This window comes from Sulfitobacter sp. HI0027 (genome assembly GCF_001634775.1).
Lineage (GTDB): Bacteria > Pseudomonadota > Alphaproteobacteria > Rhodobacterales > Rhodobacteraceae > Sulfitobacter.
The window spans coordinates 1-21709 of sequence record NZ_LWER01000132.1; the positions used below are offsets into that span (position 1 = coordinate 1).

General features: G+C 55.1%; 22 protein-coding genes. 9 read left to right on the forward strand and 13 right to left on the reverse strand.

Going from position 1 to position 21709, the window contains the following annotated elements:
- From A3722_RS07190 to A3722_RS07200, 3 genes are all read left to right on the forward strand, one after another.
- A partial coding sequence (locus A3722_RS07190; protein ID WP_150120452.1) for a transposase occupies positions 1–292 on the forward strand: 292 nt, incomplete at its 5' end.
- Between the two features lie 246 nt (positions 293–538).
- A complete protein-coding gene (locus A3722_RS07195) occupies positions 539–1174 on the forward strand; it encodes a TetR/AcrR family transcriptional regulator (RefSeq protein WP_067625230.1) in 636 nt (211 codons plus the stop codon).
- Entirely contained in the window at positions 1167–1529 is a 363-nt protein-coding gene (locus A3722_RS07200; protein ID WP_067625232.1) for a DoxX family protein, read from the forward strand. Before A3722_RS07195 ends, A3722_RS07200 begins: the two co-directional genes overlap by 8 nt.
- A gap of 91 nt (positions 1530–1620) precedes the next feature.
- On the opposite strand, the gene alaE is transcribed toward A3722_RS07200, so the two are convergent.
- From alaE to A3722_RS07225, 5 genes are all read right to left on the reverse strand, one after another.
- Positions 1621–2028, reverse strand: coding sequence for an L-alanine exporter AlaE (gene alaE / locus A3722_RS07205; RefSeq protein ID WP_067625235.1), 408 nt, complete (start codon positions 2026–2028; stop codon positions 1621–1623).
- Between the two features lie 290 nt (positions 2029–2318).
- Positions 2319–3392, reverse strand: a complete 1074-nt coding sequence (locus A3722_RS07210) for a PAS domain-containing protein (RefSeq protein ID WP_067625238.1) — start codon at positions 3390–3392, stop codon at positions 2319–2321.
- Between the two features lie 164 nt (positions 3393–3556).
- Complete coding sequence (locus A3722_RS07215; protein WP_067625241.1) at positions 3557–3922, reverse strand: response regulator; 366 nt, start codon at positions 3920–3922, stop codon at positions 3557–3559.
- Entirely contained in the window at positions 3922–5739 is a 1818-nt protein-coding gene (locus tag A3722_RS07220; RefSeq protein WP_067625245.1) for a PAS domain S-box protein, read from the reverse strand. Before A3722_RS07220 ends, A3722_RS07215 begins: the two co-directional genes overlap by 1 nt.
- A 640-nt stretch (positions 5740–6379) precedes the next feature.
- Positions 6380–7354 (reverse strand): calcium/sodium antiporter, encoded by a 975-nt coding sequence (locus tag A3722_RS07225; protein WP_067625248.1) that lies wholly within the window; start codon positions 7352–7354, stop codon positions 6380–6382.
- Between the two features lie 114 nt (positions 7355–7468).
- Between A3722_RS07225 and A3722_RS07230 the strand changes: the two genes are divergently transcribed.
- Together A3722_RS07230 and A3722_RS07235 are read left to right on the forward strand one after the other, a co-directional pair.
- Positions 7469–8446, forward strand: a complete 978-nt coding sequence (locus A3722_RS07230; protein ID WP_067625251.1) for a sodium-dependent bicarbonate transport family permease — start codon at positions 7469–7471, stop codon at positions 8444–8446.
- 1 nt (position 8447) lies between these two features.
- Positions 8448–8756 carry a P-II family nitrogen regulator gene (locus A3722_RS07235; protein ID WP_067625255.1) on the forward strand — a complete coding sequence of 103 codons (309 nt, stop codon included), beginning with the start codon at positions 8448–8450 and terminating at the stop codon, positions 8754–8756.
- Positions 8757–8854: 98 nt separating this feature from the next.
- Here A3722_RS07235 and A3722_RS23190 read toward each other — a convergent pair whose 3' ends face one another.
- The 5 genes from A3722_RS23190 to A3722_RS24740 all read right to left on the reverse strand — a co-directional run bounded on the left by A3722_RS23190 (position 8855) and on the right by A3722_RS24740 (position 11997).
- Positions 8855–9508 (reverse strand): M48 family metallopeptidase, encoded by a 654-nt coding sequence (locus A3722_RS23190; RefSeq protein WP_161487668.1) that lies wholly within the window; start codon positions 9506–9508, stop codon positions 8855–8857.
- Positions 9509–10412: 904 nt separating this feature from the next.
- Positions 10413–10706: a TFIIB-type zinc ribbon-containing protein gene (locus A3722_RS07245; protein WP_067629382.1), complete on the reverse strand. Its 294-nt coding sequence runs from the start codon at positions 10704–10706 to the stop codon at positions 10413–10415.
- A gap of 104 nt (positions 10707–10810) precedes the next feature.
- The gene (locus A3722_RS24730) at positions 10811–11194 is read right to left on the reverse strand and encodes a sodium:calcium antiporter (protein ID WP_236627362.1); all 384 of its coding nucleotides are present in this window, start codon (positions 11192–11194) and stop codon (positions 10811–10813) included.
- Positions 11191–11679 (reverse strand): hypothetical protein, encoded by a 489-nt coding sequence (locus tag A3722_RS24735; RefSeq protein WP_236629246.1) that lies wholly within the window; start codon positions 11677–11679, stop codon positions 11191–11193. Before A3722_RS24735 ends, A3722_RS24730 begins: the two co-directional genes overlap by 4 nt.
- A complete protein-coding gene (locus A3722_RS24740) occupies positions 11680–11997 on the reverse strand; it encodes a hypothetical protein (protein ID WP_236627363.1) in 318 nt (105 codons plus the stop codon).
- A 77-nt stretch (positions 11998–12074) separates the two neighbouring features.
- Between A3722_RS24740 and A3722_RS07260 the strand changes: the two genes are divergently transcribed.
- From A3722_RS07260 to A3722_RS07275, 4 genes are all read left to right on the forward strand, one after another.
- Positions 12075–13505, forward strand: a complete 1431-nt coding sequence (locus A3722_RS07260; protein WP_161487385.1) for an ATP-binding protein — start codon at positions 12075–12077, stop codon at positions 13503–13505.
- 238 nt (positions 13506–13743) lie between these two features.
- Complete coding sequence (locus A3722_RS07265; protein WP_067621865.1) at positions 13744–14859, forward strand: HWE histidine kinase domain-containing protein; 1116 nt, start codon at positions 13744–13746, stop codon at positions 14857–14859.
- A gap of 438 nt (positions 14860–15297) precedes the next feature.
- Positions 15298–16482, forward strand: coding sequence for an MFS transporter (locus tag A3722_RS07270; RefSeq protein ID WP_082849380.1), 1185 nt, complete (start codon positions 15298–15300; stop codon positions 16480–16482).
- Positions 16483–16731: 249 nt separating this feature from the next.
- On the forward strand, positions 16732–17478 hold the full coding sequence (locus A3722_RS07275) for a hypothetical protein (protein ID WP_150121013.1): 747 nt from the start codon (positions 16732–16734) through the stop codon (positions 17476–17478).
- A gap of 1457 nt (positions 17479–18935) precedes the next feature.
- Here the strand turns inward: A3722_RS07275 and A3722_RS07285 are convergent.
- From A3722_RS07285 to A3722_RS07295, 3 genes are all read right to left on the reverse strand, one after another.
- Complete coding sequence (locus A3722_RS07285; RefSeq protein ID WP_067621855.1) at positions 18936–19427, reverse strand: hypothetical protein; 492 nt, start codon at positions 19425–19427, stop codon at positions 18936–18938.
- Between the two features lie 421 nt (positions 19428–19848).
- Positions 19849–20121, reverse strand: coding sequence for a pyocin activator PrtN family protein (locus A3722_RS07290; protein WP_067621874.1), 273 nt, complete (start codon positions 20119–20121; stop codon positions 19849–19851).
- A 107-nt stretch (positions 20122–20228) separates the two neighbouring features.
- Complete coding sequence (locus A3722_RS07295; RefSeq protein ID WP_236627364.1) at positions 20229–21509, reverse strand: tyrosine-type recombinase/integrase; 1281 nt, start codon at positions 21507–21509, stop codon at positions 20229–20231.
- Positions 21510–21709: the final 200 nt, after the last annotated feature.

Sequence of the window (21709 nt, forward strand, 5' to 3'; positions counted from 1 at the left end):
GCAAAACTGCTGCCCCAACGCTGAGGCGCGCAAGATCACCCGCGAGGAGCACGAAGACGCGCGTCAGGTTGCCAGAGATTTGGCCAAAACTGAAGAATATCAGATTGCGATGAAGCTCAGGAAAAAGGTCGAAATGCTCTTTGCCCACCTCAAACGCATTCTCGGGCTGGGACGACTGCGATTACGCGGCCCATGCGGTGCAAATGACGAATTCCTCCTCGCCGCCACCGCCCAAAACCTCCGCAAACTGGCTAAGATTTTTCCTGCACCGCAGCAAACGCGCAAAGCCTGATAGGAAAGGCGCTCGCGCGCTCTTCAAAGCGCAGCTTTCTGCGAAAGCAACACGCTGTTTTTCCACAGAATCAGCCCATCCGAGACATTCAGGCAGGCAACTGGAAGGTAGTTGCTCGCGAGTGCCGCGGAAGGCGCGGCCCGAAAACCGCCGTTCGGTCTGCCCATATGCGGCATGATTTGATAAAGGTTGCTTAAATCATATGGTATGGTATGTTACCATATTTCTTCAACAGACAGGCAAGGCATGCAATCCGTTACTCACCGAACTGCACATGGCGCGGCACGCATTCAGGCGCTGACCGATACGGCCGCAGAGCTGTTCCTCGAACGCGGCTACGAAGGCGTGTCAATCGACGAACTCATCGGCCGGGTGGGTGGCTCTCGGCGCAATGTCTACGGTCGTTTCGGTGGAAAGCAGGGGCTGTTCATCGACGTCGTCACTCGGCTGTGTGATGACCAAACCCAGCCCTTGCGAGATCTTGATATAGGTGAAGGGGAGATCGGCCCGACCCTGACGATATTCGGCAAAAGGATGCTTGAGATCGTCTTACAGCCACGCACGCTGGCCCTGCACCGCCTGATGATCTCCGAAGGTCAGCGTTTCCCTGACCTGGCGCAGTCGATCCTGCGGTCGGGACATGAGACCGGCACGGCAATCCTCGCTGAATGGCTTCGTGGGCGGCCCGGATTACGCCACGGCCCTTCGCCCGAAACGCGCGCCGAACAGTTCGTCTTGCTGCTGACGGCCGGCCCGCAACTGCGCGCGCTGACCGGGCACACTGCCCCGGTTTCACCTGACGAACGCGCGCATCATGTGCGTGAGACGATATCGACCTTCCTTCATGGCGCCTTGCGCGGAGACAATAACCAACATGCGTAATCTTCCCTGGAAATCCCTCCTCTCTTGGCTGCTGGCCGCGTTCTTTGTCGTGGGCGGGATCAGCAATATCTTCGCCTCCGGAACCATCCTCGCCGATTACGCAAGGTGGGGCTATCCCGGCTGGTTCCACTACGTCACCGGCGTGCTGGAACTGACTGCGGCGGCGCTGATCGCTTGGCGCCCGACCCGGCTCTGGGGCGCAGGCCTCGCCAGCCTGGTGATGCTCGGAGCCGCGGGCACGGTTCTGTCGCACGGCGAGTTCAGCCATGCCATCGCCCCGTTGCTGGTTCTGTCCGTGGCCCTGACGACGGCTTTTTTCGCTTACCGCGGCCACTGTCCCGCCGATCTAAATTGAACGTAAGCGCGCCGCAGGACTGAGCACGAATGGCGGCTTTGTCCGCATTGCTGCCCATGACCGAAACCGCAGCGAAGGTCGAGTCCGAGCCCTACTTTACGGAAGTTCCAGCCAGGTTTCTCAGGGTATCGAGATAAATTCCAAAAGGTCGGCTAAGGAGGATCATAAATACGATAGATGAACTGACGGCCGCGCCGATCTCAGAAATGGACGCGCCTGCCACCACAAGGGTCGCCATATAGACTGGCACTTGAAATGTGGTGAAAGCGATGATGTCACAGAAGACATTGGACATCCTACGTAGCGGTCGAAACTTCAGAAAAAACCAATCCCGCCAAAGTCCAAAGGGCCGCGCCGTAATCATCATGACCGGTATCATAATCATCCGCGCGGTCAAAACCTGTATGGGGTCCATACCAGCGATAAGAAGTTCGCTAAGAGCTGCGATCGCAGTGAAGAATAAAACTGTCCCGGCTGTGTCTACGATATAACTCCTCATAGTGCGGCGATATCCCAAATTCCCGTTTTTGTCGATGCAGTAGAGAATACTGGACGGCCGCTACGTCCCGCTTAGCAGCCATCTGCTCCCCAATTTTGTGCTGAGACGCGGAGAATGTCTCCTCCGAGCCCTAATTGACCGCGGCGTCCCTCATCGGCTTTGCGCATGCAGCGAGATGCCCGTCACTGTGGATGGCCGTTCGCTACATCCGTTAGCAAGGTCTGCTCTGACGTCGCCGAATTTAACCGACTTCTGCAGCTCTCAGCTAAATTGGCGATATCAGTGACGATTCAAGCGTTCTCAAACTCAACCGTCACGATTGTCCCAGAAAGCGAGCTATTAACGATGAGCTTTGCACTTAACGTCTTGGTCAGCGCCACGACGATACTGCCACCGACGCCAGAGTTGCCATCATGACCGGTTGTATCGAGTTTGCCTGCCACGGCCTTCGCACGCGCATGCTGGTCTTCTACGCTCGATGCCTCATAGGGCCAATCGCTGCCATCGGGCAAACCAATGCCATCGTCTTCAACAGTCAATCGAACGCCTCCACTGCTAAGCTTTTTGAAGGCCACCGATACCAAGCCCTTATCTCGTCCCTCGAAAGCATGCTCCAACGAATTCGTCAGAAGTTCTGAGAGGAGGAGGCCAAGACGGGCGGCCTGGTCAACAGGCAGATCGATCTCCTCGCAGTTGACGTTTACGCGGACCGCGCTTCGCCCTTCGATCCCCGAGATCGCAGATGTAATCCTACTAAGGTAGGCTCCAGCCCTAACTGCTTCGGTTTTATCTCCGCCAAGGGTCAAATCGAAGAGTTCCTCGTATAGTAGAGCGATCGCTTCTACCCGACGGCTCATGGCTCGGAGGGAGGCTGCAGTCACCTTCCGTTTTGCCTGCATCCGTATCATGCTAACGACCATCGAGAGGTGGTTCTTTACCCGATGTTGCAGCTCTCGCAGCAAATCTATCGCTTCTTTACCAGGGCCTTCTTCGTCCTTACCGATCTCCCGTTGCACGCCGAAAAAAGCCTTGATCTCATTGTCTTTGCCAAAAATAGGAGCGATCATAAGTTGATTTCGGAAAGGAGTTCCATCGGCTTTGTAGTTCGTCACGACGGCTTGGAAATCTCTACCTTCACTCAATCCCTTGCGGATCGCCGCTACGTCCTCGGGTCTGGTCTGCTCGCCTTGTAGGAAGCGACAGTTGCGCCCCAGCGCATAGTCGCGACTGTAGAGCGTGAGTTGCTGAAAAGCGTTGTTAACAAACGTGATCGGGTGATCTTCGAGCTGCGCGTCACTGATTATGATCGAGATAGGTGTCCGATCTATGATGCTTTCGAGAACCTTTATATCCTGCGTGCTCACAACCCGCCCCCCCTTAGCCCTAAGTTGGCAGTCTACAAAGGAGTCCTGGTTTCGTCTACATCCGGTTCAGCTGCACGTTTTTTCTAACTTATGCTGCGGAGGTCCTCAGCGATGCCTTTACCCCAATGCCGCGCAGGATAGCTAACCTGCCCCCAAATGGTTCGTCATTCTGCCGGTCCGCCAAGGCCACTTCTGCGGAAGGCCGCCTCAATCATGTTCTCATCGTAAGGCTTAGAGACGGTCACAATTTCTGAGTTGGCTTCTAACGCGCCGTAACCTGTGGCTACGATAAGGGGCATCCCTTTGTCTGTGAGGTCGCGTGCGAGTTCATCAGAATACTCTCCATTCAGATTGCGATCGAGCATGGCGCAGTCCATGCTTTGGCTCTCTAAACAGGCATGTGCCTCGCTAAGTGTGTGAGCCAAGACCACGTGATCGGCTCCAAGGCTGAGCAGGATTTCTTCAGCATCAAAGGCAATAAATATCTCATCTTCGAGAAGTAATACGCGCTTACCTTTCAGGACACCCATTAGCTTCTCCCTTCAATTGAAGCCCGGGGCAACTCTATCATGCATTCGAAACCCTCTGGCGAAAACAGCATGTGCGACCTACCCTTCATTTCTCTCTCCACAGTGCTCTTGATAAGCCTGATGCCAAACCCCTCTCGCCTGTTTGTGCCGTCAAGCACACGACCCGTTTCGATCCAGTCGATTTGGATATAGTCATCGCGCACGGCATTTGGCGCGCAGCGGACGCGAAGGTGGCCCGTTTCATTGGATAGAGCGCCATGCTTGATCGCATTGGTGGCCAGCTCATGAAGCGCCATAGATAGCGACACAGCTGCTTTGGAGCCCAGCTTCTGATCGGTCTCGATAGATATATCCAAGCGGTCGGACTTCTCGATTGTGATGCCGCAGGCGAAAAGGGACGTAGTAATGGTTTCGGAGAGCGTCGCGTCGGACCAGTTCGTTTCAGTCAATAGATCGTGCGCCGCTGCAAGCGCTCTTAGCCGCGCTCTAAATTTTGTTTGAGCTTGCTTTGGGTCGGAGAGATCCCGAAACGATTGCGCTGCGATGCTCTGGACAATCGCCAATGTATTCTTCACCCGGTGGTTCAGTTCATCCACCAATAGTCCACGCGCCTCCTCAGCGCGCCGGCGGTCTTCAATATCAACAAAGGACGCAATCGCAGCTCTGATATTGCCTGTGTCGTCACGAAGCGGGCGGCCGTTCACAAGCCAGCGTCTATAGCCATTCTTGGTCTCAAAAATGACCTCGCGGTTGGTGGTCTCCTTGCCGTCCTTTAGGGCCTGTATGATAGCAAGGTCATCGTATTTATAACGATGGCCTTCCGCGTCATGCAGCGGCAGATCGAGATAGCGCTCCAGCCCCCCTTCAAGCCTGTTTATGCCCATCATGTGGCGCGCTTCTCTGTTGATTATTGGAGGCTTGCCTTGGGGATCTCGCGCCACGCTGATACCTACAGGAGCTGCTTCAATGACTGCTTCGAGGAACGCCCGTTCTAAGGCAAGCTCTTTACGACTGCTCCGCAGTTCAGCTTCAGCTGTCTTGCGTTGGGTGAGATCAATACCGATCCCTACCTGACGATCATCGGATAATCTCACATTCGACCAGCTTGTCTCCAGTGTAAGCCCATCGCGCGTATTCATGCGGATATCTTTCCACCCTTCACAACGCGACATGAATTGGGCCACTTCCTCTCGGTAAGCTGGGTCAGGGTAGCAGATATCGAAGACTGGCTCAGCACGCGCTTCAGTTGTTGCCCAGCCTGCCAGACGTTCAAACTCTTTATTGACCAGAAGCAGGTTCTTGTCTGCATCATACATTGTGATCATTACCGGGATAATATCGACGATGCGCTGGAACAGCTCTTGCTCCCCTGCCAAAAGCGCTTCAGCATCATTCCTCGCATCGATCTCGGCTTGGAGTTTTTCCTGCGCTATTACCGTCTCGGTAACCTCAAAAGAGGTCAACACGAGTGAGGTGATGGAGCCCCCCTTATCAACGGGTGTAAGGCTCCAGTTCCACCAGGTAGGCCCCCTCTCTAAGCCGTCATAATGATAGCTCTCTGTCGCGAAGGGCTCGCCAGTCGCTACTACTTTCCGGAAAATCTCTACGACACGCTCTGAGTTTGGAGCAAAATCCGGGATAGCCTTCCCCACCACACCCTCTTCGCGAAAGGGTTCATCGAGAATTTTTTGGTAGGCGTCATTGTGAAACAGAACTCGAAAGGGCTCCTTCGCCTCAAACACAGCCAAACACGCGGGCGAATGATTGAATAACTCTGCGAATTCCGGCAGCGGATAACTCTCGGGCCTTCTGGTCATAAAAGTTCCTTACCCATCGAGGCCAACGCCAGAGCGCCTTATGTATTTTGTGTCAGCCTGCCGTCAAGATATAGCTCAGTAGTTGATACCGCGCTGGCGGAACCGGCCCTGGCCGCCGCGAGACAAGTATGCAGGCAGCGCCAGCGGAGAGGCAATGGGCATAGCTTATCTTTATATGAGCGGGCGCGACGGGGTCCCTGTATCCAAAGCAACCCCTCATAACGGGCATTGGTGCAACCTGAGCGAAGGACATCTAACCGTCCTTTTCACGAGGGTCTTCGCAGCTGCAGCAGAAACCACTCTACGGCAGCGAACGGCAGGAATGTCCCGCACATGCGACCTTCACCTGCAACTCAGCGCCGTTTGGGTGGGCGGCCGCGACGAACGGCAGGAACGAGCCCACTTTACCACGCGAGCAGATGCAGCATTTTGCGTCCGCAGCAAAAACGCGCGAGAAAGGACGGCCCACAGCAGACATCTGTGGAATGTGCTGCGAATGGCGGCTTTGGGCAATTCATTCTGCTGGCTTGTTCGCTTTTCTTCACACCAAACTTGGAAGGCTGACCGAGGCGAAAACCAATCGATACAAAGGTTGAATAGCAAACTGCGAGCTTCTGCCTACTTCTCTTTTCCAAGTGGATCAGGGCCAGAGCAGCCAGCCATAGGCAACGTATCCCGCGACCAGAATGGCACCCTCCCGACGACCAATTCGAAGACCAGTCGCAGCGAAGACAACAAGCAACAAGGAGACGGCGACCATCACAGGCGCATCGAAAAGCACGATCTGTTCGGGCACGTGAGACGGTGCAATAAGTGCGGTGGTTCCGCCTATCCCGAGGATGTTGTAAATGTTCGAGCCCACAATGTTCCCGAACGCCATGTCCCCCTGCCGCTTCAGCGCGGCGATTACGGAGGTGACAAGCTCCGGCATGGAAGTCCCGACTGCGACGATCGTCAAACCGATAACTGTCTCTGAAACGCCGAGGTTGCGCGCGATAGCAACGGCCCCGCTAACCAAGAAGGAACCGCCGATCACCACGAGGACCAGGCCAGCCAGAGCAATGAGTAGGGACACCATCAGACCGTTCCGGCGGTGTGTAGAGGCAATTCCGGGATCGGCTCCCGCCAAGGCGGCGCTCTTGTCATGGATTGCTCCGCCGCCCGGCCCAGCCCTTTCCTGATGAATCACGAACCAAATGTAGCCGATGAGCAGAGCGACCAGGCTGGCGCCTACCACGCGCCCCATCGGGAGCAGTAGCGCCAGCACCGCGAATGCCACTGCGACCAATAGCATCACGACAGCATCTCTGCGGAGGGCCGATCGAGTGATGACAATCGGAAAGATCAGTGCGGAAACCCCAGCGATCAAAAGAATATTCGCGATATTAGATCCTACGACGTTTCCGAAGGCGATGCCCGGGAAACCACCCAACCCCGCTTGGACCGAAGTCACCAGCTCAGGCATTGAAGTGCCAAAGCCGACGAGGGTTAAGCCGATAACAAGAGGTGTAATGCCGATCTTTTCCGCTGCTTGCACAGCACCGCGGACAAGCAGTTCACCGCCGCCTACCAGTAGGACAAGCCCAACCAAGAGTGGAAACCAAGTTTCAGTCATCAAGCGTCAAACTCCCGATCTATCTTTTCGGTTCCTAAATATTATTGGTGAGCAGAGCCTACGCATTGGCAATCTCCAAACCGACAAATAATGTGAAAAAAACTGGAGATTGATATGCCCGAAATCTTGGCGCTTGCCAGTTCGAACCTTTTGTCACCGATCATCTTGTCCTTTGTTCTTGGTCTTGTCGCGGCGCTGCTGCGCTCAGATCTCTCAATCCCCGAAGCCATTGCCAAGGGGATGTCGATCTATTTGCTATTTGCGATCGGCTTCAAGGGTGGGGCAGCGGTTTCCGATCATGGTGTGGATGGCGGTTTGCTGATGTCAGTGGCCGCGGGGATTGTCATGTCCTTCGGCCTTCCCCTGCTTGCCTTTGCGTTGTTGAAGGTGATGACAAAGTTTTCGCGTCTGGACGCTGCGGCCGTGGCAGCGCACTACGGATCGATCAGTATTGTTACATTCGTTGCTGCGACCTCGGTTCTTGAGGGACGCGCAATTGCATCAGAAGGCTACATGGTTGCGGTCGCGGCCGCGATGGAAGCCCCGGCGATCTTGTCGGCCCTTTGGTTGGTATCTCGAGATGGATCGGGTGGGCGCATGGAGCCGGGACTGATGCGAGAGATCATGCTCAACGGTTCTATCGTCTTGCTGGTTGGCAGCTTTGTAATCGGCCTCATGACTGGGACAAAAGGTCTGACAGAGATCTCGCCGTTTATCGTCGCGCCCTTCAAGGGGGTGCTATGTCTCTTCTTGCTGGACATGGGCTTGATCGCGGGGCGCGGGTTGCGGCAATCGAGAGGGGTTCTTGGATTGGGCGCCGTTCTTTTTGGCGTTGTTATGCCGCTTGCTGGATCAATGATTGGACTTGTTTTTGCCCTGATGATCGGGCTCTCGTTGGGAGGCATAGTGCTCTTGATGGTGCTTGCCGCGTCGGCCTCATATATCGCCGTGCCCGCTGCAATGCGGGTGGCTCTACCAGAGGCAAATCCAGCGCTTTACTTAACACTATCGCTGGGCGTGACCTTTCCCTTCAATCTTACCTTGGGCATTCCTCTTTATGTGGCGATTGCCACCCAAGTAACCGGAGGCTGACATGAAGATGATACCCGCAAAGCGTGTCGAAATCGTTATCGAAAAACCCCTTGAAGGCCGCCTGACCGAAGCGCTCACCAAAGCTGGCGTGACAGGCTATACGGTGATCCCCGTCCGCGGGGGGTCGGGCAGATCTGGTCAATGGACGCGCGAAGGGCAGATTGGCCGTGCGGGGATGGTCATGGTGATTTGTTTGATCAAACCAGAGCGATTGGATGGACTTTTGGAGTCTGCCTTCACTTTGATCGAGCGTCATATTGGCGTCATTTCGGTCACTGATGCCTCAGTTCTCAGGGCCGAACGTTTCTGATCAGACAGGAAGTGGTTCGCAGTTTATCTGGAGTTCGGAGGGGGATGGGAGGCCTTTCAAACTTATCTATTGGCATCAAAATGCTTTACCTGCGGCCGTTAGATCTCAGCGATCATCTGTTCGATCTGTTCGATCCGGGATGCAGGTGCTGGATGCGTGGCGAGTATTTCTGGTGTTCTGTTGGAAAGCGCAGAATCCATATTGCGCCAGAGCTTAACGGCTTCTTTTGGATCATAGCCCGCGGCCCGCATAGCATCCACGCCATACGCGTCAGCCTCGAGTTCGTGGCGGCGTGAATAGGGAAGAAGCACTCCGAACTCCAAGCCCAATCCGAGCGCAGCCGCCATCTCTTCAGCAAATTCCACCTCGCCCAGTTGCATAAGGCGAGAGACGATATTGATGCCGTGTTCTTTGGCCAACGCGGCGCTAATTCGTTCTTGGCTGTGATCCGCTTTAACGTGACCAATCTCATGACCGATAATCGCTGCAAGCTGGGCCCGATTTTCGGTGATCTGTAGCAAACCTTCAAAGACGCCAATTCTGTTGCCGGGCAGAGCGAAGGCGTTTGCCTCAGAGCCTGAAAATAGCGTGATCTGCCACACAGCCCGAGGCTCATCAACTGCGGCAAGAACCCGCGCCGCCACTTCGCCAACAATACGTGTCGCCTCCGGATCGGTAGAGACAGGTGTTCTATCGCTGATCTCTCGCCAAGCTTGAAGGCCCATTGCGCGAACTTCGTCGTCACTGACCAACGAAAACTCGTCGCATGATGCTAAGCCTGTAGCGGCACCCACTGCCGATAAGGCGAGAAATCGGCGCCGGGTAAAGATGCAGCCACCACACATATCCACGCTCCCCTCAATGTAGTGCCTTAACAAACAGGACCAGGGAAATTGTTCCGAAAAATATTTCAAGATGCAGGCAAAAATTGCGTTACTGCACGCATCTCTGCACGGCCCAAGACCAGCGATCCACATTGAGGTTTTTCGCAAGCTATAGTGAACTTGGTATCGAAATTGGCCAGAACGAAGTTGGCCTGATTGCCAAAAATCTACGCGACAGGTCCTTTAAAACGTCAGGGCAATCAATTTAGGCCTTAGGAGAAAAGCTTAGTTCAGGCAGCACAAACTCCACCCGTGTAGTCGAAGCCAAGCGTTCGGTCGCGGTCCACCCCCAGCTGCGCTACTGCGTTGCGGTTGCTCTAACTTTTCGGATTATAACAGGATTCTTCTCGCATCTGACTGCCCTTGGCCTGGGCAACGCGATTGGCCCACAGCCGACCATCGGGCAGCCAACGGCAAAGTTCGGCTAAGAGCCCATATTTCCATCGTCGAAGCCTCCGACTCTGCTTGTGCATTTGTTGGTGCCAGTCCGAACGTTGGTGCCAGTCCGAAATAACGGTGTCTCCTTGGACTGCTTGAAGTTGAGCCAAGGCAGAAAGAACCGGTTGCGTCGAACTCGCCGACTAAGACTGTTGATCACACCATTCGCGTGGGCCTCAATCCCTCCCGCCCTTGGCATCGAGGGAGTGTAACAGATGATCGTTCATGGGAAGTTTAGGCAAGCATCAGGATCGGAGCGCTCCGCAAGAAGATTACAGCAGAGCCAGTTCGGACATGTGATGCGGTCAGCACAGAAAAAGGGCGACACCGACGCTTAAAAGTCGAACAGTTCCCCAAGAAAACTTTTTCGCTTCTTTTCGTTACCATGTGCGCCCTGATACCGACGCTTGTCATCATCACTTTGGCGATCGTGGTCATAGCGTGTTTCGGTGCGCCGAGTGGCCTGCTGTGGTCCATCGGAAGGCTGTGACCGCACAGCAGAGCGCTCGATGATCTTATCAAGTTCGCCTCGGTCGAGCCACACACCGCGGCATTGGGGGCAATAGTCGATTTCGACGCCGGAGCGATCTGTCATCACGAGTTCGGTTCCGTCGAGCGGGCATTTCAAGATGCGGTCCTCCATAGCTGTTTGAAAGCATATTTGGTTATAGTAGGCTCGTTTACAAGCACTGTCCGCCTCGATCATGGCCATATTAGCGCCACGTAGGCCGCTTAGGCGGCGACGAGGATGGCACCCTCGACACGGCTGATCCGTCGCCCAGGGTATGCGAACAGCACGAGCAGAAGCGAGGCGCCGATCATTACCAGATTGTCAAAGCCCACAATCTGCTTAGGGACCTCGGTCGGGGCAATGAGGGCAGTGAAGCCGCCGATGCCCAGAATATTATAGATGTTCGACCCCACGATATTGCTAAAGGCGACTTCGGTTTGCTGGCGGATCGCCGCCATGATCAGGGGCATCGAAGCTCCAACGGCAACGATCGTCAGCCCGATGATGGTTTCGGATATGCCAAAAGACCGCGCCAGTCCGACGGCGTCATTAACAAGGAAGTAGCCACCGAGCACGACCAGACCCAATCCCGCGACCGCGGTCATGAACGAGATGACAGCGGATCTGCCAACCTCAGGCGTGGGGCGAGAGCTGGGTCCGCCTCTTGCAAAGCCAGCGATTTGTCAAAGGCAACCCCATGTGCACCGTCGGGCGCCGCAGCGCGCTCCTCCGGAAGGCGGCAGGCACATAGACCAACAGCGCCGGCACGAAAATAGCCCCTGCGACAAAACCCATCGGCGTCAATGCCGCGATAAGCCACTGACACGGTGACCATAATTGCGCTGTCGCGCGTCAACGCGTTAGACGACATAGCGATCGGCGCCAGCAAAGCCGCTATCCCCAGGATCAGAAGAATGTTGGCGATGTTAGAGCCTACGATGATGCCATACGCGATACCAGGAGACCCGCTGAGCGCAGCTTGCACTGAGGTCACGGGTTCCGACCTGAAGGTGCTGAAGCCGATCGGCGTCAGCCCTATGACCAGTGACGAGACGCCAATACGGGTGGCCGCCTGCACGGCGCCGCGCACTTAGAACTCGCCGCCGGGAAGCTGAAACATTATCGTCATGATCTGTCTGCCGGTATCTTTATATAAGCCTCTTGCAGTGGTGGAGAGACCCACTGTAGCGTTTTCACCCGCTCGACGACGAATGGGCGGGGTCAAGGTTTCGTGCATTTGCATCAGATCCAACGACCCTAAAGACGCGCCCATTTTTTTCGGTAGAAGACTATGCAGGCCGGATTCCGCTGAAACCAAATTTGGCTCTGAGCGCTTTTTTGCTGCACTGCAGCAATCTCTTTCATATCCCGTGAAACGGGTATTGCATAAGCCGACCAGCATCCCCATTTGGCGAATTCATGCATTCGCACGCATTGATATGCGCAGTTGTCGTTTGCCAAATCTACCTGAGAGTTCTTCCTTCCATGAATTACGACGCACTGGCCTTTTCGGGGCTCGGCTTATCTTTTGCTGAATCGGATACCCGCTTCGACAAAATCACCCATTTGGCTTCAAGGCTTCTTGGGGCACCTGTATCACTGCTCACGGTCATTGACGATCTGGGAGAACGACAACTGCTGAAATCTGCCGTTGGTGTTCCCGACGAGTTGAATCAGACCCGCTCAACGCCGCTAAGCCACTCCTTTTGCAAGCATGTGCGAGATAGCGGCGCCCTTTTGTATCTGGCGGATGCTCGAGAACATCCACTGCATATGCACAATCCGGCAATAGATGCGTTTGGCGTTATAAGCTATCTTGGCGTCCCATTTCACGGCGAGCGTGGCCAGCCGCTGGGTGCCCTTTGCTGCATGGACCAACGTCCGCGAACCTGGACTGAGCAGGAAGTGGAGCTTTTGATGCAGTTGGCTTCGATCGCGGACGACCAGTTTTATTTGGCCTGTGCGGTAAGGGATCGTGCAAGGGCTAAGCTTCTCGCTGAAAAGGCGGCGTTGACCCGAGCGAGCTTCCTGTCGCATGCGAACCATGAGGTCCGGACGCCTTTGGGCGCAATTTCTGGAGCCGCGCGCCTTCTTGGTGCTATTGCGACGGATAATAAGACGAAAAGCTTGGTCGAGGTGATTGAACGAAATACGTCGCGCCTGCGCGCGCTCACGGAGGATATGGTTCGCATCGCAGAGTTGGACACGGCTACCGCTTCCATTACGGCAGAATCTTTTGACCTTATCAAAGTGATCGATGATGTCGTCGCCCGTAACATCAAAGCCGCGCGCGCCAAGGGGATAGTTCTGACTTCGAATAGTCAGACGTTAGACAATATGATCTTCTTGTTCGATGTCGCCATTCTTACAAACGTAGTGGATCAACTCGTATCAAATGCGATCAAATTCACGACCGCTGGTGAAGTCCAAGTGACAGTGGAAGCGACTCCACAGGATGACGCTGTCATAATTTGTGTAAACGATACCGGAGCCGGTATAGCTCCTAATCTGCAAAGCAAACTTTTTGATGAGTTTGAAGGTCATGATCCGAGAACAGCCCGGGAGGGCGGCGGGACCGGGCTTGGAATGAACATACTCAAACGCGAAATCGAATTGTTAGGGGGCACCATATCTCTGTCCAGTGGACTTGGTGAAGGAACCAGCTTTACCATTTATTTGCCAACAGCCCGTAGCTTAACAGATAGCGAGCCAATGGAAGACGACGAGCAGAGTGACCACCGCCATGTCACCTGTCTTGAATGTGGTGAGAAGCTGAACATTCTGCGTCGCCATATAAGCCAGAAGCACGACATGACGCCGGAAGCTTATCGCACTAAATGGGGCTTGCCAGAAGATTTTGAACTAACGAGTCCAGCTTACAGGGCAATGCGGCACGCCTTTAGAGACCGCAAGTAAACCAGCTTGCCCGCGATAGTCTACCGCGTGACCCCACCTACAAGGAGTGGGGAATAGCCTGCCCCTCATACTCGGCCTATGAGGGGCCCGACATTCGAAGTGTGCATAAACTAACCGCGCAAGCCGTCCTGGAACACACTGGGGTTGTGATGGTGGCAAATATGTTGGCTGTTCCTAATAGATGCTATTACAGTCTGCGTCGAGCATCCAAAGCTGTGCATCATAGGATCAATTAGTAATGGCCGACGACAACCTGAAAAATCAACGCGAGGCATTTGCGGACTTCGGCCTATTGGCGTTCAACTGCCGTGATCTTGACGTGCTGCTAATGCGGGCTTCTGAGCTGGTGTCTGACGCGCTCGGGGTGGATCTGGTCAAAGTGCTGGAGCATCGACCTGAACAGGGGGACCTTCTCATGCGTGCGGGCGTTAACTGGGAGCCTGGTGTCATCGGAAACGTTACATTTGCAGATCATGAGCAATCCCCGGCCGGATACGCCTTGCTGACTCATGAGCCAGTGGTCTCTCACGACGTGGCCACAGAAGACCGGTTTGAAATCCCAGAGGTTCTCGTTCGACATGGCGTAAAGAGCATGATCAATGTGATTATCGTCGGTGAAGACACGCCGTTTGGCGTGCTTGAGGTCGACGCACGGGAATCCCACGACTTCAACGACGACGATATCGCTTTTATGCGAACCTACGCCAATCTTCTCGCCACAGCGATTGCACGTGTGCGGCGGCTCAAAGAACTCGAACGTAGCGTCCGAGAGCAGTCTATTCTCGCGCGCGAACTTGGACATCGTGTAGCGAATGTATTGGGGCTGGTGCAGGCACTTGCATCACAGACTGCGGTGGACGGCCGGACGGCACGTGAATTCCGCGACGAGTTTAGGGGCCGCTTGCAGGCTTTGGCGAAGGCAGAAGGTGCTGCACTCGAAAAGCATGGCGCCACAGCTGACTTGCAAGAGCTCTCTGAGGATATTCTCGCGCCCTATCGCGGGGAGCGACCAGAAGCAATATACATTGCTGGGCCATCAATTGAACTAAAAGCGCGGGCAGGACGTATGCTCGGTCTTGCGCTTCATGAGCTCGCGACCAATGCTGCGAAGTATGGGGCGCTCTCGGTTCCCGACGGGCAAGCCCGATTAGAATGGCACTTAACAAGTAGTGACGAGCCGATGTTGTGCATGGTGTGGAAGGAAATCGACGGACCTTTGGTTGAAGCGCCGGCTCACCGAGGCTTCGGATCACGTCTACTGGAAAAGGTCGTTGGTGCCGAATTGCACGGCGTTACGGAAATCGACTTCCGACCTGAAGGTCTCATATATAAGTTCAATTTTCCTCATATATAATTTGGAAAGCTCTATCGTTGGTAGGCAAAGCCAGGGAGAGCATACATTCCGCTACTGGTGGCCTCGGTCACGGGAAATTTCATTTGTCTGAGCTAAATCTCGCAATTGAGCGCAAAGACATTAAACGCTTTTCTGCGTATTGTTAGCGACTATCAGAACAAAATTTAGGTTGGCACCACGCTCATATTAGCCGTGTGGCGCAGAAGGACGCGCACATTTATTTCGGCTTGGAAGCACTGCAGGCTATTTTGGAGGCCAGAATGACTGCTCTCGCTGCCGAACAATATAGTCCTATGCTCCAGAGGATGCCCCGAAGGATCGCATTAAACGGAACCGATGTGAAACCTGTAGTGCGTATGCGCTCACGACGCACCTGATGCGGCGGGGGGAACATTCTTGCGGCTTGTTCCGTTCTCCTGGCATGACAGGAGGCCACGCTTGCAAACATTCACACGCATCAGTTTCGCGGGGGCGGCCGCCACAGCAATCGCCTTCGGACCGGCGCGCGTCGGGTTCGGCCTCTTCTTACCACAGTTCCGAGAGACTTTCTCTATCACGACCGCAACCGCAGGCATAATCTCGAGTCTCGGATTTGCCGCTTTCTTCCTCGCCTTGTGCTGTTCCTACAAGCTGATCGCACAGGCGGGCCCGCGGGTGCCGATCGTGTGCGGCATGATCGCGGCGACCTTAGGTCTTGCAGTCGCCGCCACTGCACCGAATGCTATCGTGCTTGCCATTGGCGTCTGCCTTGCCAGCGCCAGTGCAGGGTTCTCGTGGACCCCTTTCAACAACGCGGCTCACCGCATTCTCTACGAGAATGACCGCCCCGGGGCGCTTTCGGGCATCAGTTCCGGAACTGCTGGTGGCGTGCTGCTCGCGGGCCTTCTTGCCTTATCGCTTTTTTTCTTCGGGTATGGCTGGCGCCTTGTTTGGGCCGTCTTCGCCGCCGGCGCCGCCGGCGCGGCGCTGATCAACTATGCGGCTTTAGGCGACGCGGTAGAACCTGCAGGCAGGGCCTCTCCCGGTAAATGGAAAGAGCTCGCCAATCGCGCGGCTATGCCGCTCTACCTCGTTGCTTTCTCCTTCGGAGTGACCAACGGCATTTACGTTACCTTTGCGGCAGACCGGGTGAGCGAGCAGGGCGGGCTTGCTGGATTGCCCTCGCAGGCCAGTGGCGGAGTCATTTTTGTCGCTTACGGGGCTTTTGGGTTGCTCGGCCTGCTGACCGCAAGGGTAAAATCCGCCATTGGGCTGACATGGCTTCTGCGAGTGCTTAACTTCGGCGCGGCGCTTTCGATTGCGATGATAGCATGGGCGCCCACGTCTTGGGGCAACGTAGTTTTATCAGCGGGCCTGCATGGCATCTTCGTAATGATGATCAGCGCGGTTCTCTCATTCTGGTCAGAACGGCTCTTTCCCGAGCTTTCTGCGCTCAGCTTCACTACGGCGCTGCTGATCACTGGTGCGGGCAACATAGCTGGGCCAGCGATCGCCGGGGCGGCTTCATCCGCCTTGGGTCCGGAACCAATGCTCTTGGGCACAGCTGCGCTTGCGGCCGCTACCGGGCTTGTCCTGACACAGAACGGTATTCGCGAGACAGTATCAAATTCGAAATCATCCTGAGGATCAGGAAAAGCATGATCGGTCTGCGGCGCGCCGACCAAGACAACATGCCGCGCAAAAGTATTACCCATCTCGCAGCGGCAGCCTTCTTCGAGTCGCCAGAGTCCAACCCGTGGGTCAGATGTGCCCCCAGGGAACGGCTGGCGCGTCATATTAGGTATTGCGCATCACCTAACCGGTCGTGCTCACTGCCCCGTCCACGCGCCCAGGGAAGAGATCGTGCGTTATCCAGGTGTTCCTTGCGCAAAAATGGAACAACAAGAAACGTTAGCCGTTTTGTCAGCACTTGTTGCAGCGAAAGGAGCAAACGACATGCCATTGACGACACAACTGACCACTACCACTGCGCTCGTAGTGTCCCTGGTCGCGGCACCGCTTTATGCCCAGGATCCGAATAGCGACACGTCAAACACTCAAGCCCAAACCACCCAAGATGAGGCTGAGGAAACCAGCAAGACCTCAGGCGAAAACGCCGCAGCCGATAAATCGAATTCTGCAGAAGCTGAAGGTGGATTGCTGGTTGTTCGTGTGGGAGACGAGGACATTAACCGCTCGGACGTTTCCGGAGCAATCTCGGCGCTTCCACCTCAACTGCGACAGCAACCGCCAGAGTTGCTGGTGCCCATGGCGGTAAACCAACTGATCGCAAAAGAGCTGATTTATAAGGCCGCATTGGCCGACAAGCTAAACGAAGACTCAGAAGTCGTTGCGCTGATGGAAGAAGCGCGCTCGGCAAACGAGAAAGATGCGATGATTCAGGTCTGGCTTCAGCGCGAGCTGGGCAACCGCGTCTCAGGCGAAACTATCGAGGCGAAGTATGAAGAAATCAAAGCCAACAGCGACCAAGAAATTCCGCCACTTGAGGCCGTGCGAGCTCAGATTGAGCAGCAGCTGCGCCAAGAAGCGTTCGCCGACGTGGAAGAGGATCTCCGTAAGGACGTTGAGATCGTCTACTATGGCTCCGATGGAAAGCCGCAGACCGCAAGTTCTGACTGACGCTGCGCAGGCCACCATCACCACCTAAACTAATGGTGCTTCCCGGCAGTCAGCGGTCGAGAAGCACTTTTTTCGAATCTTCCACTGTCCGATAAAGGCGCGAGCCGCGGGAAACTGGAAATGCAGACTGGCGCAAAACAACAAATCTTTCGTTCGCTGTTCGTCTTTGGCCGTCTCCATGCGGAACTTCGCGTGCCGAAGGGCCGCCTACAAACACGATATTCTCTCGGGAGACATGTCAAACGGTGCTGCCGCTCAGATCAGTTACGCAGATGTCTTTCAACCAAAGGTCTCACAAGCCGCTGAAAACCTCGTAGTCCGTGTCTTCCAAATGCTGTCGACGATGGAAGTGATACCCATTTAGCGCTTCTACATAGCGCAGCGAATGGCCGTTATCCGCCCCTTCATTCCAAAGGCCTCGCAATCGCAGCGCAAACTGAGCGGCCGCAGCGAACGGCAGGAAAGTCCGCCAAGCCGACCTCCAGCCTTGGTTAGACATAGCGTCAAGTCCACGAGGCCGGCCACGAGTTGCACCACGAAATGCAAAAGGGCTGGCCCAAGTTGGCGCAGTAGTGAATTGACAATCCTCGTGCCGGTGATCCTTCAGATATTATCGATATCGACCTCGATCGGCATTTCGCCCTGCCGCGCATGGCAGAGCGTATTAAGCTCGGCATCTTCCTCTTCATCGTCATGACACCACAGGTCAGGCGCTGTCGTCCTCTGACGGCTGAGACGCAGCGAGTGCCTAAATGCGCTTTGCTGGGCCTTTGTAACGCACCCCTCGGACGGAACCGCCGTTAGCGCGCGCCATATCAGCGTGTGAAACCTGACCAGAGCGAAGTAGTTCTTCATCGCGTTCGCGCGCGGCGGCTTTCTCAGCTGCGCGTTCTTGGAATGAATATCTGGGCACCTTGGGTTTCATGTTGTCTCCATCGTGCGAGACTATCACATCGATGTCGATTTCTTTCGAGGAAACCGCGCCACCTGCGGCCAGCCTGTGCCGCACTTGCAGACAGACCGGCGCTCGAATTCGTGCTGGGTAATGCCCTCAGGCACCTCGCTGGGCCTGCGGGTCACCGTATGTCCGCAATCCCAACATCGGATCTCGATGTGGGTAATGCCGGGAGTAAACAGTTCATCCGATATTGTTTTCGTCATCATACTTGGCTGTTTGCCGACTTCGTTTTCGTGCGCACCATAAGACGCCATGGTTGCAACGCCAACATGATCGCTAAAATGTTGGCGTTGCGGATTTATAGACCTGAATGGATTGACCGGGTGGTGGGGTAGGGTGGATATTCGTGATGAGCGCGCTTGTGCCGTCATACAACTGAAAAACGCGGACCATGCAGCGCATTTCCCCTTGGAGAAACCACTCGGTGTCTCAGCGGTGTGCTACTTGCCAGACCTCTTGCTGCAAAGTGGTTCGGCCAGGAGAACCCCGGCCGAACCAGTTACTTAAGTAATTCGCCGCGCAATATCTCAGCATTTCTAAGGTTTACGACGTCCGAAATGCTGTTTGCCAGATTAGCCAAAGCGCATTGGAGCCGGTAAAGTGAGTGACCACGATTGCTAACGTGGGTCTCCTCCCAAGCACCTGACATGCAGCATTCGTCGAAGTGGATCGATGTCTGCGTCTCAGCGGCTATATCGGCCTCCAGAGTTTCAACGAACGCTTGTAAACAATCGATCTTCTGCCCGGTGAAGCTGTCGGCGGACAACTCTCCGCACAAAATGTCACCGATCGGCTGATGCAACTCCTTATAAAGGTTGGCGCTATTGTCAATTCGCCTGAAAGCGTCCGCGACATGGCGGGCTCCTACGACGGCTTCGTTTACCGAGAACGAAAGGCAACTCGATTGGGTCACCACATCATCCTTCTGTGTTTCTCGCTTGGTGATGGTCTTCGGTGCAGCGCAGTGGCTGGCTTTGGGAACTTCGAACATATTGTTCTCCCTGTTGTGCCTGGGCAGGATTGCCTCAGATCCAAGACGTGCCGTTCCTCCTTTCGGGCCCGTTATTGCCAAAACCCAGTGGCCTCCGGGTTGGTGTTAATAAGGGCAGCTTGTCATCCCGCTGCTCTCAGCGAGAGGAGCAGCAGGAGAACAAGATCGACCTTTCTCGTAACAAGCGTTGTCACATCCTCTCGAGCCCGTGACGCAGTGCCTGAAGCTTTGCGCGTCCTCGACGGGCTGATTGCTTCTTTCGCCCCTCCAAGATGTAGTGCTTAGCTGTGCGGCCATTGCCTTGACCACAGAAGTGTGAGTCGTGATCGAAGAGCGGCCTGCAAGACACTTAGGATGACCCGCTCAGAATGCCGTCGATGGTGGAAGCGCAGGTAGATATCCGCCGCGGCCTCCCGTTCACTTAGACAGCATCAAGTTCGGCCCACTGATCCTGAAACTTTGCCGTCGCGGCGGCATATTTATTTTCAATCAAAGTGGCGAGATCCACAAGTAGGATGAACTTACGGGCTTTCTGGCTGCTTTCGTCCAAACTGAAGTATGGGATCCGGATCTCGCCATCATCAATTTTCTGCTTCAGTGTATCCGGCTTGAAGTTCCAGTAGTTGGCTGCGATCTCGAGGGGGATTACCGGCTCTCCGCCGAAACGGGCAAGAAGGAGGTCGATCGTCTTCATGAGTTTCTTCACTTTCTCTTTATGTGTGAAGAGGACCTGGGTTTGCGGCAACTTTTTCGAAGCTGGTTTGATTGGCGCCCTCGAGAGGCGCGCCATGTATCGATCACCTATATGTGAAGCGCTTGGCACATCTCCAGCACACGGTCGAACCACGGCCAGTCAGCAAACTTGTCACCAACTTCCTCAACGTGCTCGTATCGGTAAAGACAGCCACCGTTCTTGTGTCCCGAGATCTTGGCGACGAACGAGGCGAGCATGCCCATCTCAAACTGGCGGCTGACCGCCTCATGCCGAAAATCATGGAAGCGCAGATCCGCGATTCCGACCTTGTCTCGATGACGGCGATAGGCTGTGCCGATGGACCTTTCGGAATACGGAAAGATATACTCGGAAGTTCGGGGCATCGCTTGAATGATGGCCAGCGCCTCCGACGGCAGTTTGCACCAAACATTGTTGCCCCTCTTCTTGCGCGGGTGCTTCATGTCGCGAACCAAGATTTGGCTCTTTTCTTCTTGCAGGTCGTCCCAGCGAAGCTGGCAAATCTCGCCCAGTCTGCGACCCGAGTAGATAGCGAAAAGCATGAGAACCGCGACGGGAAGCTTTTGGCGAGGGTTGTTCGCGAGGGCGGTAAGGATCAAATCGAGTTCCGCCATTTGGGGGCGCCGGTTCCGCTCCTCGGATCGAGCCAGAATTTCGTCTTCCCAAAGGGTTTCCATGGCCAAGGACACAGCCTCGATCGGGAGCAAAGTTCCGCGCCTGTAAGCCCATTTCAAGGTTGCGGCCAAATGCGTCATGTATCCCGCCACAGTTTGCGGAGTTCTATCGCCATCCAAGAGCATCTCGGCAAAGTCATAGAGCTGCTTCTGCGTAAGCAATGAGACCTTGGTCTTCCCGAACTCGTGATCTCGTATATACTTGACGTTCTGCAGAGCAGACTTGCCAAGTTTTTTTCCGCGCTTCAGCCGATCGGCAATTACATCCGCGATCGTGGTGTCCGTGACGATCTGCAGGGGGAAACCGTGCAACTCGATCTCGGCGAGCTTCTTGTTCCGCCACTTCTTTGCGTTTGCCAAGTGCTGGAAGGTTTCGCAGAGACTGCGGGACTTCCCATTCACCGTGCGTCGGATTTGGACCCGATATGTAACACGGCCGCCAGTAGTATGAATGCGAGTGATGTTCAGTTCTTTGAAGTCGTCAGCTTTCTTTGACTTCTTGGCCTTAGCTTTCTTTTTGCTTGCAGACTCTGCGGAGGCAACGTTCTGCGTCGGCAAGGGGGTGATTGCTGGGCTCGAAACCTGTTCCCAAGCAGGGGCATTGTTACGGCAGGCGGCTCGCTCCGCGGTGATCATAGCCAAAACGTTCTTGGTGCTGTCGTCGATGGTGGTCATAAAGAAAGTTCCTTCTGTGCTGTTGTGAGAAGGAAGTCGGCGCTTCCGCGGAAAAAGTGTTCTCGGTTTGATTCCCGACTTCCTTGCTTGAGGGACAGCGCGAAGGGGCGGACCGCGGGGCGAACCAGGCCGGATGAAGTGGCGGTGTTCTGGCAATGCGGATCTGCTACACGGTAGCAATGCAGAATCGAAAACCCCGG

What these genes read in the sequence shown, in the direction of transcription:
- A3722_RS07195 (WP_067625230.1), top strand. Translation starts at nt 539, where the DNA reads ATGCAATCCGTTACTCACCGAACTGCACATGGCGCGGCACGCATTCAG.
- A3722_RS07200 (WP_067625232.1), top strand. Translation starts at nt 1,167, where the DNA reads ATGCGTAATCTTCCCTGGAAATCCCTCCTCTCTTGGCTGCTGGCCGCG.
- alaE (WP_067625235.1), bottom strand. Translation starts at nt 2,028, where the DNA reads ATGAGGAGTTATATCGTAGACACAGCCGGGACAGTTTTATTCTTCACT.
- A3722_RS07215 (WP_067625241.1), bottom strand. Translation starts at nt 3,922, where the DNA reads ATGGGTGTCCTGAAAGGTAAGCGCGTATTACTTCTCGAAGATGAGATA.
- A3722_RS07220 (WP_067625245.1), bottom strand. Translation starts at nt 5,739, where the DNA reads ATGACCAGAAGGCCCGAGAGTTATCCGCTGCCGGAATTCGCAGAGTTA.
- A3722_RS07225 (WP_067625248.1), bottom strand. Translation starts at nt 7,354, where the DNA reads ATGACTGAAACTTGGTTTCCACTCTTGGTTGGGCTTGTCCTACTGGTA.
- A3722_RS07230 (WP_067625251.1), top strand. Translation starts at nt 7,469, where the DNA reads ATGCCCGAAATCTTGGCGCTTGCCAGTTCGAACCTTTTGTCACCGATC.
- A3722_RS07235 (WP_067625255.1), top strand. Translation starts at nt 8,448, where the DNA reads ATGAAGATGATACCCGCAAAGCGTGTCGAAATCGTTATCGAAAAACCC.
- A3722_RS24730 (WP_236627362.1), bottom strand. Translation starts at nt 11,194, where the DNA reads ATGACCGCGGTCGCGGGATTGGGTCTGGTCGTGCTCGGTGGCTACTTC.
- A3722_RS24740 (WP_236627363.1), bottom strand. Translation starts at nt 11,997, where the DNA reads ATGGGGATGCTGGTCGGCTTATGCAATACCCGTTTCACGGGATATGAA.
- A3722_RS07260 (WP_161487385.1), top strand. Translation starts at nt 12,075, where the DNA reads ATGAATTACGACGCACTGGCCTTTTCGGGGCTCGGCTTATCTTTTGCT.
- A3722_RS07265 (WP_067621865.1), top strand. Translation starts at nt 13,744, where the DNA reads ATGGCCGACGACAACCTGAAAAATCAACGCGAGGCATTTGCGGACTTC.
- A3722_RS07275 (WP_150121013.1), top strand. Translation starts at nt 16,732, where the DNA reads ATGGAACAACAAGAAACGTTAGCCGTTTTGTCAGCACTTGTTGCAGCG.
- A3722_RS07285 (WP_067621855.1), bottom strand. Translation starts at nt 19,427, where the DNA reads ATGTTCGAAGTTCCCAAAGCCAGCCACTGCGCTGCACCGAAGACCATC.
- A3722_RS07290 (WP_067621874.1), bottom strand. Translation starts at nt 20,121, where the DNA reads ATGAAGACGATCGACCTCCTTCTTGCCCGTTTCGGCGGAGAGCCGGTA.
- A3722_RS07295 (WP_236627364.1), bottom strand. Translation starts at nt 21,509, where the DNA reads ATGACCACCATCGACGACAGCACCAAGAACGTTTTGGCTATGATCACC.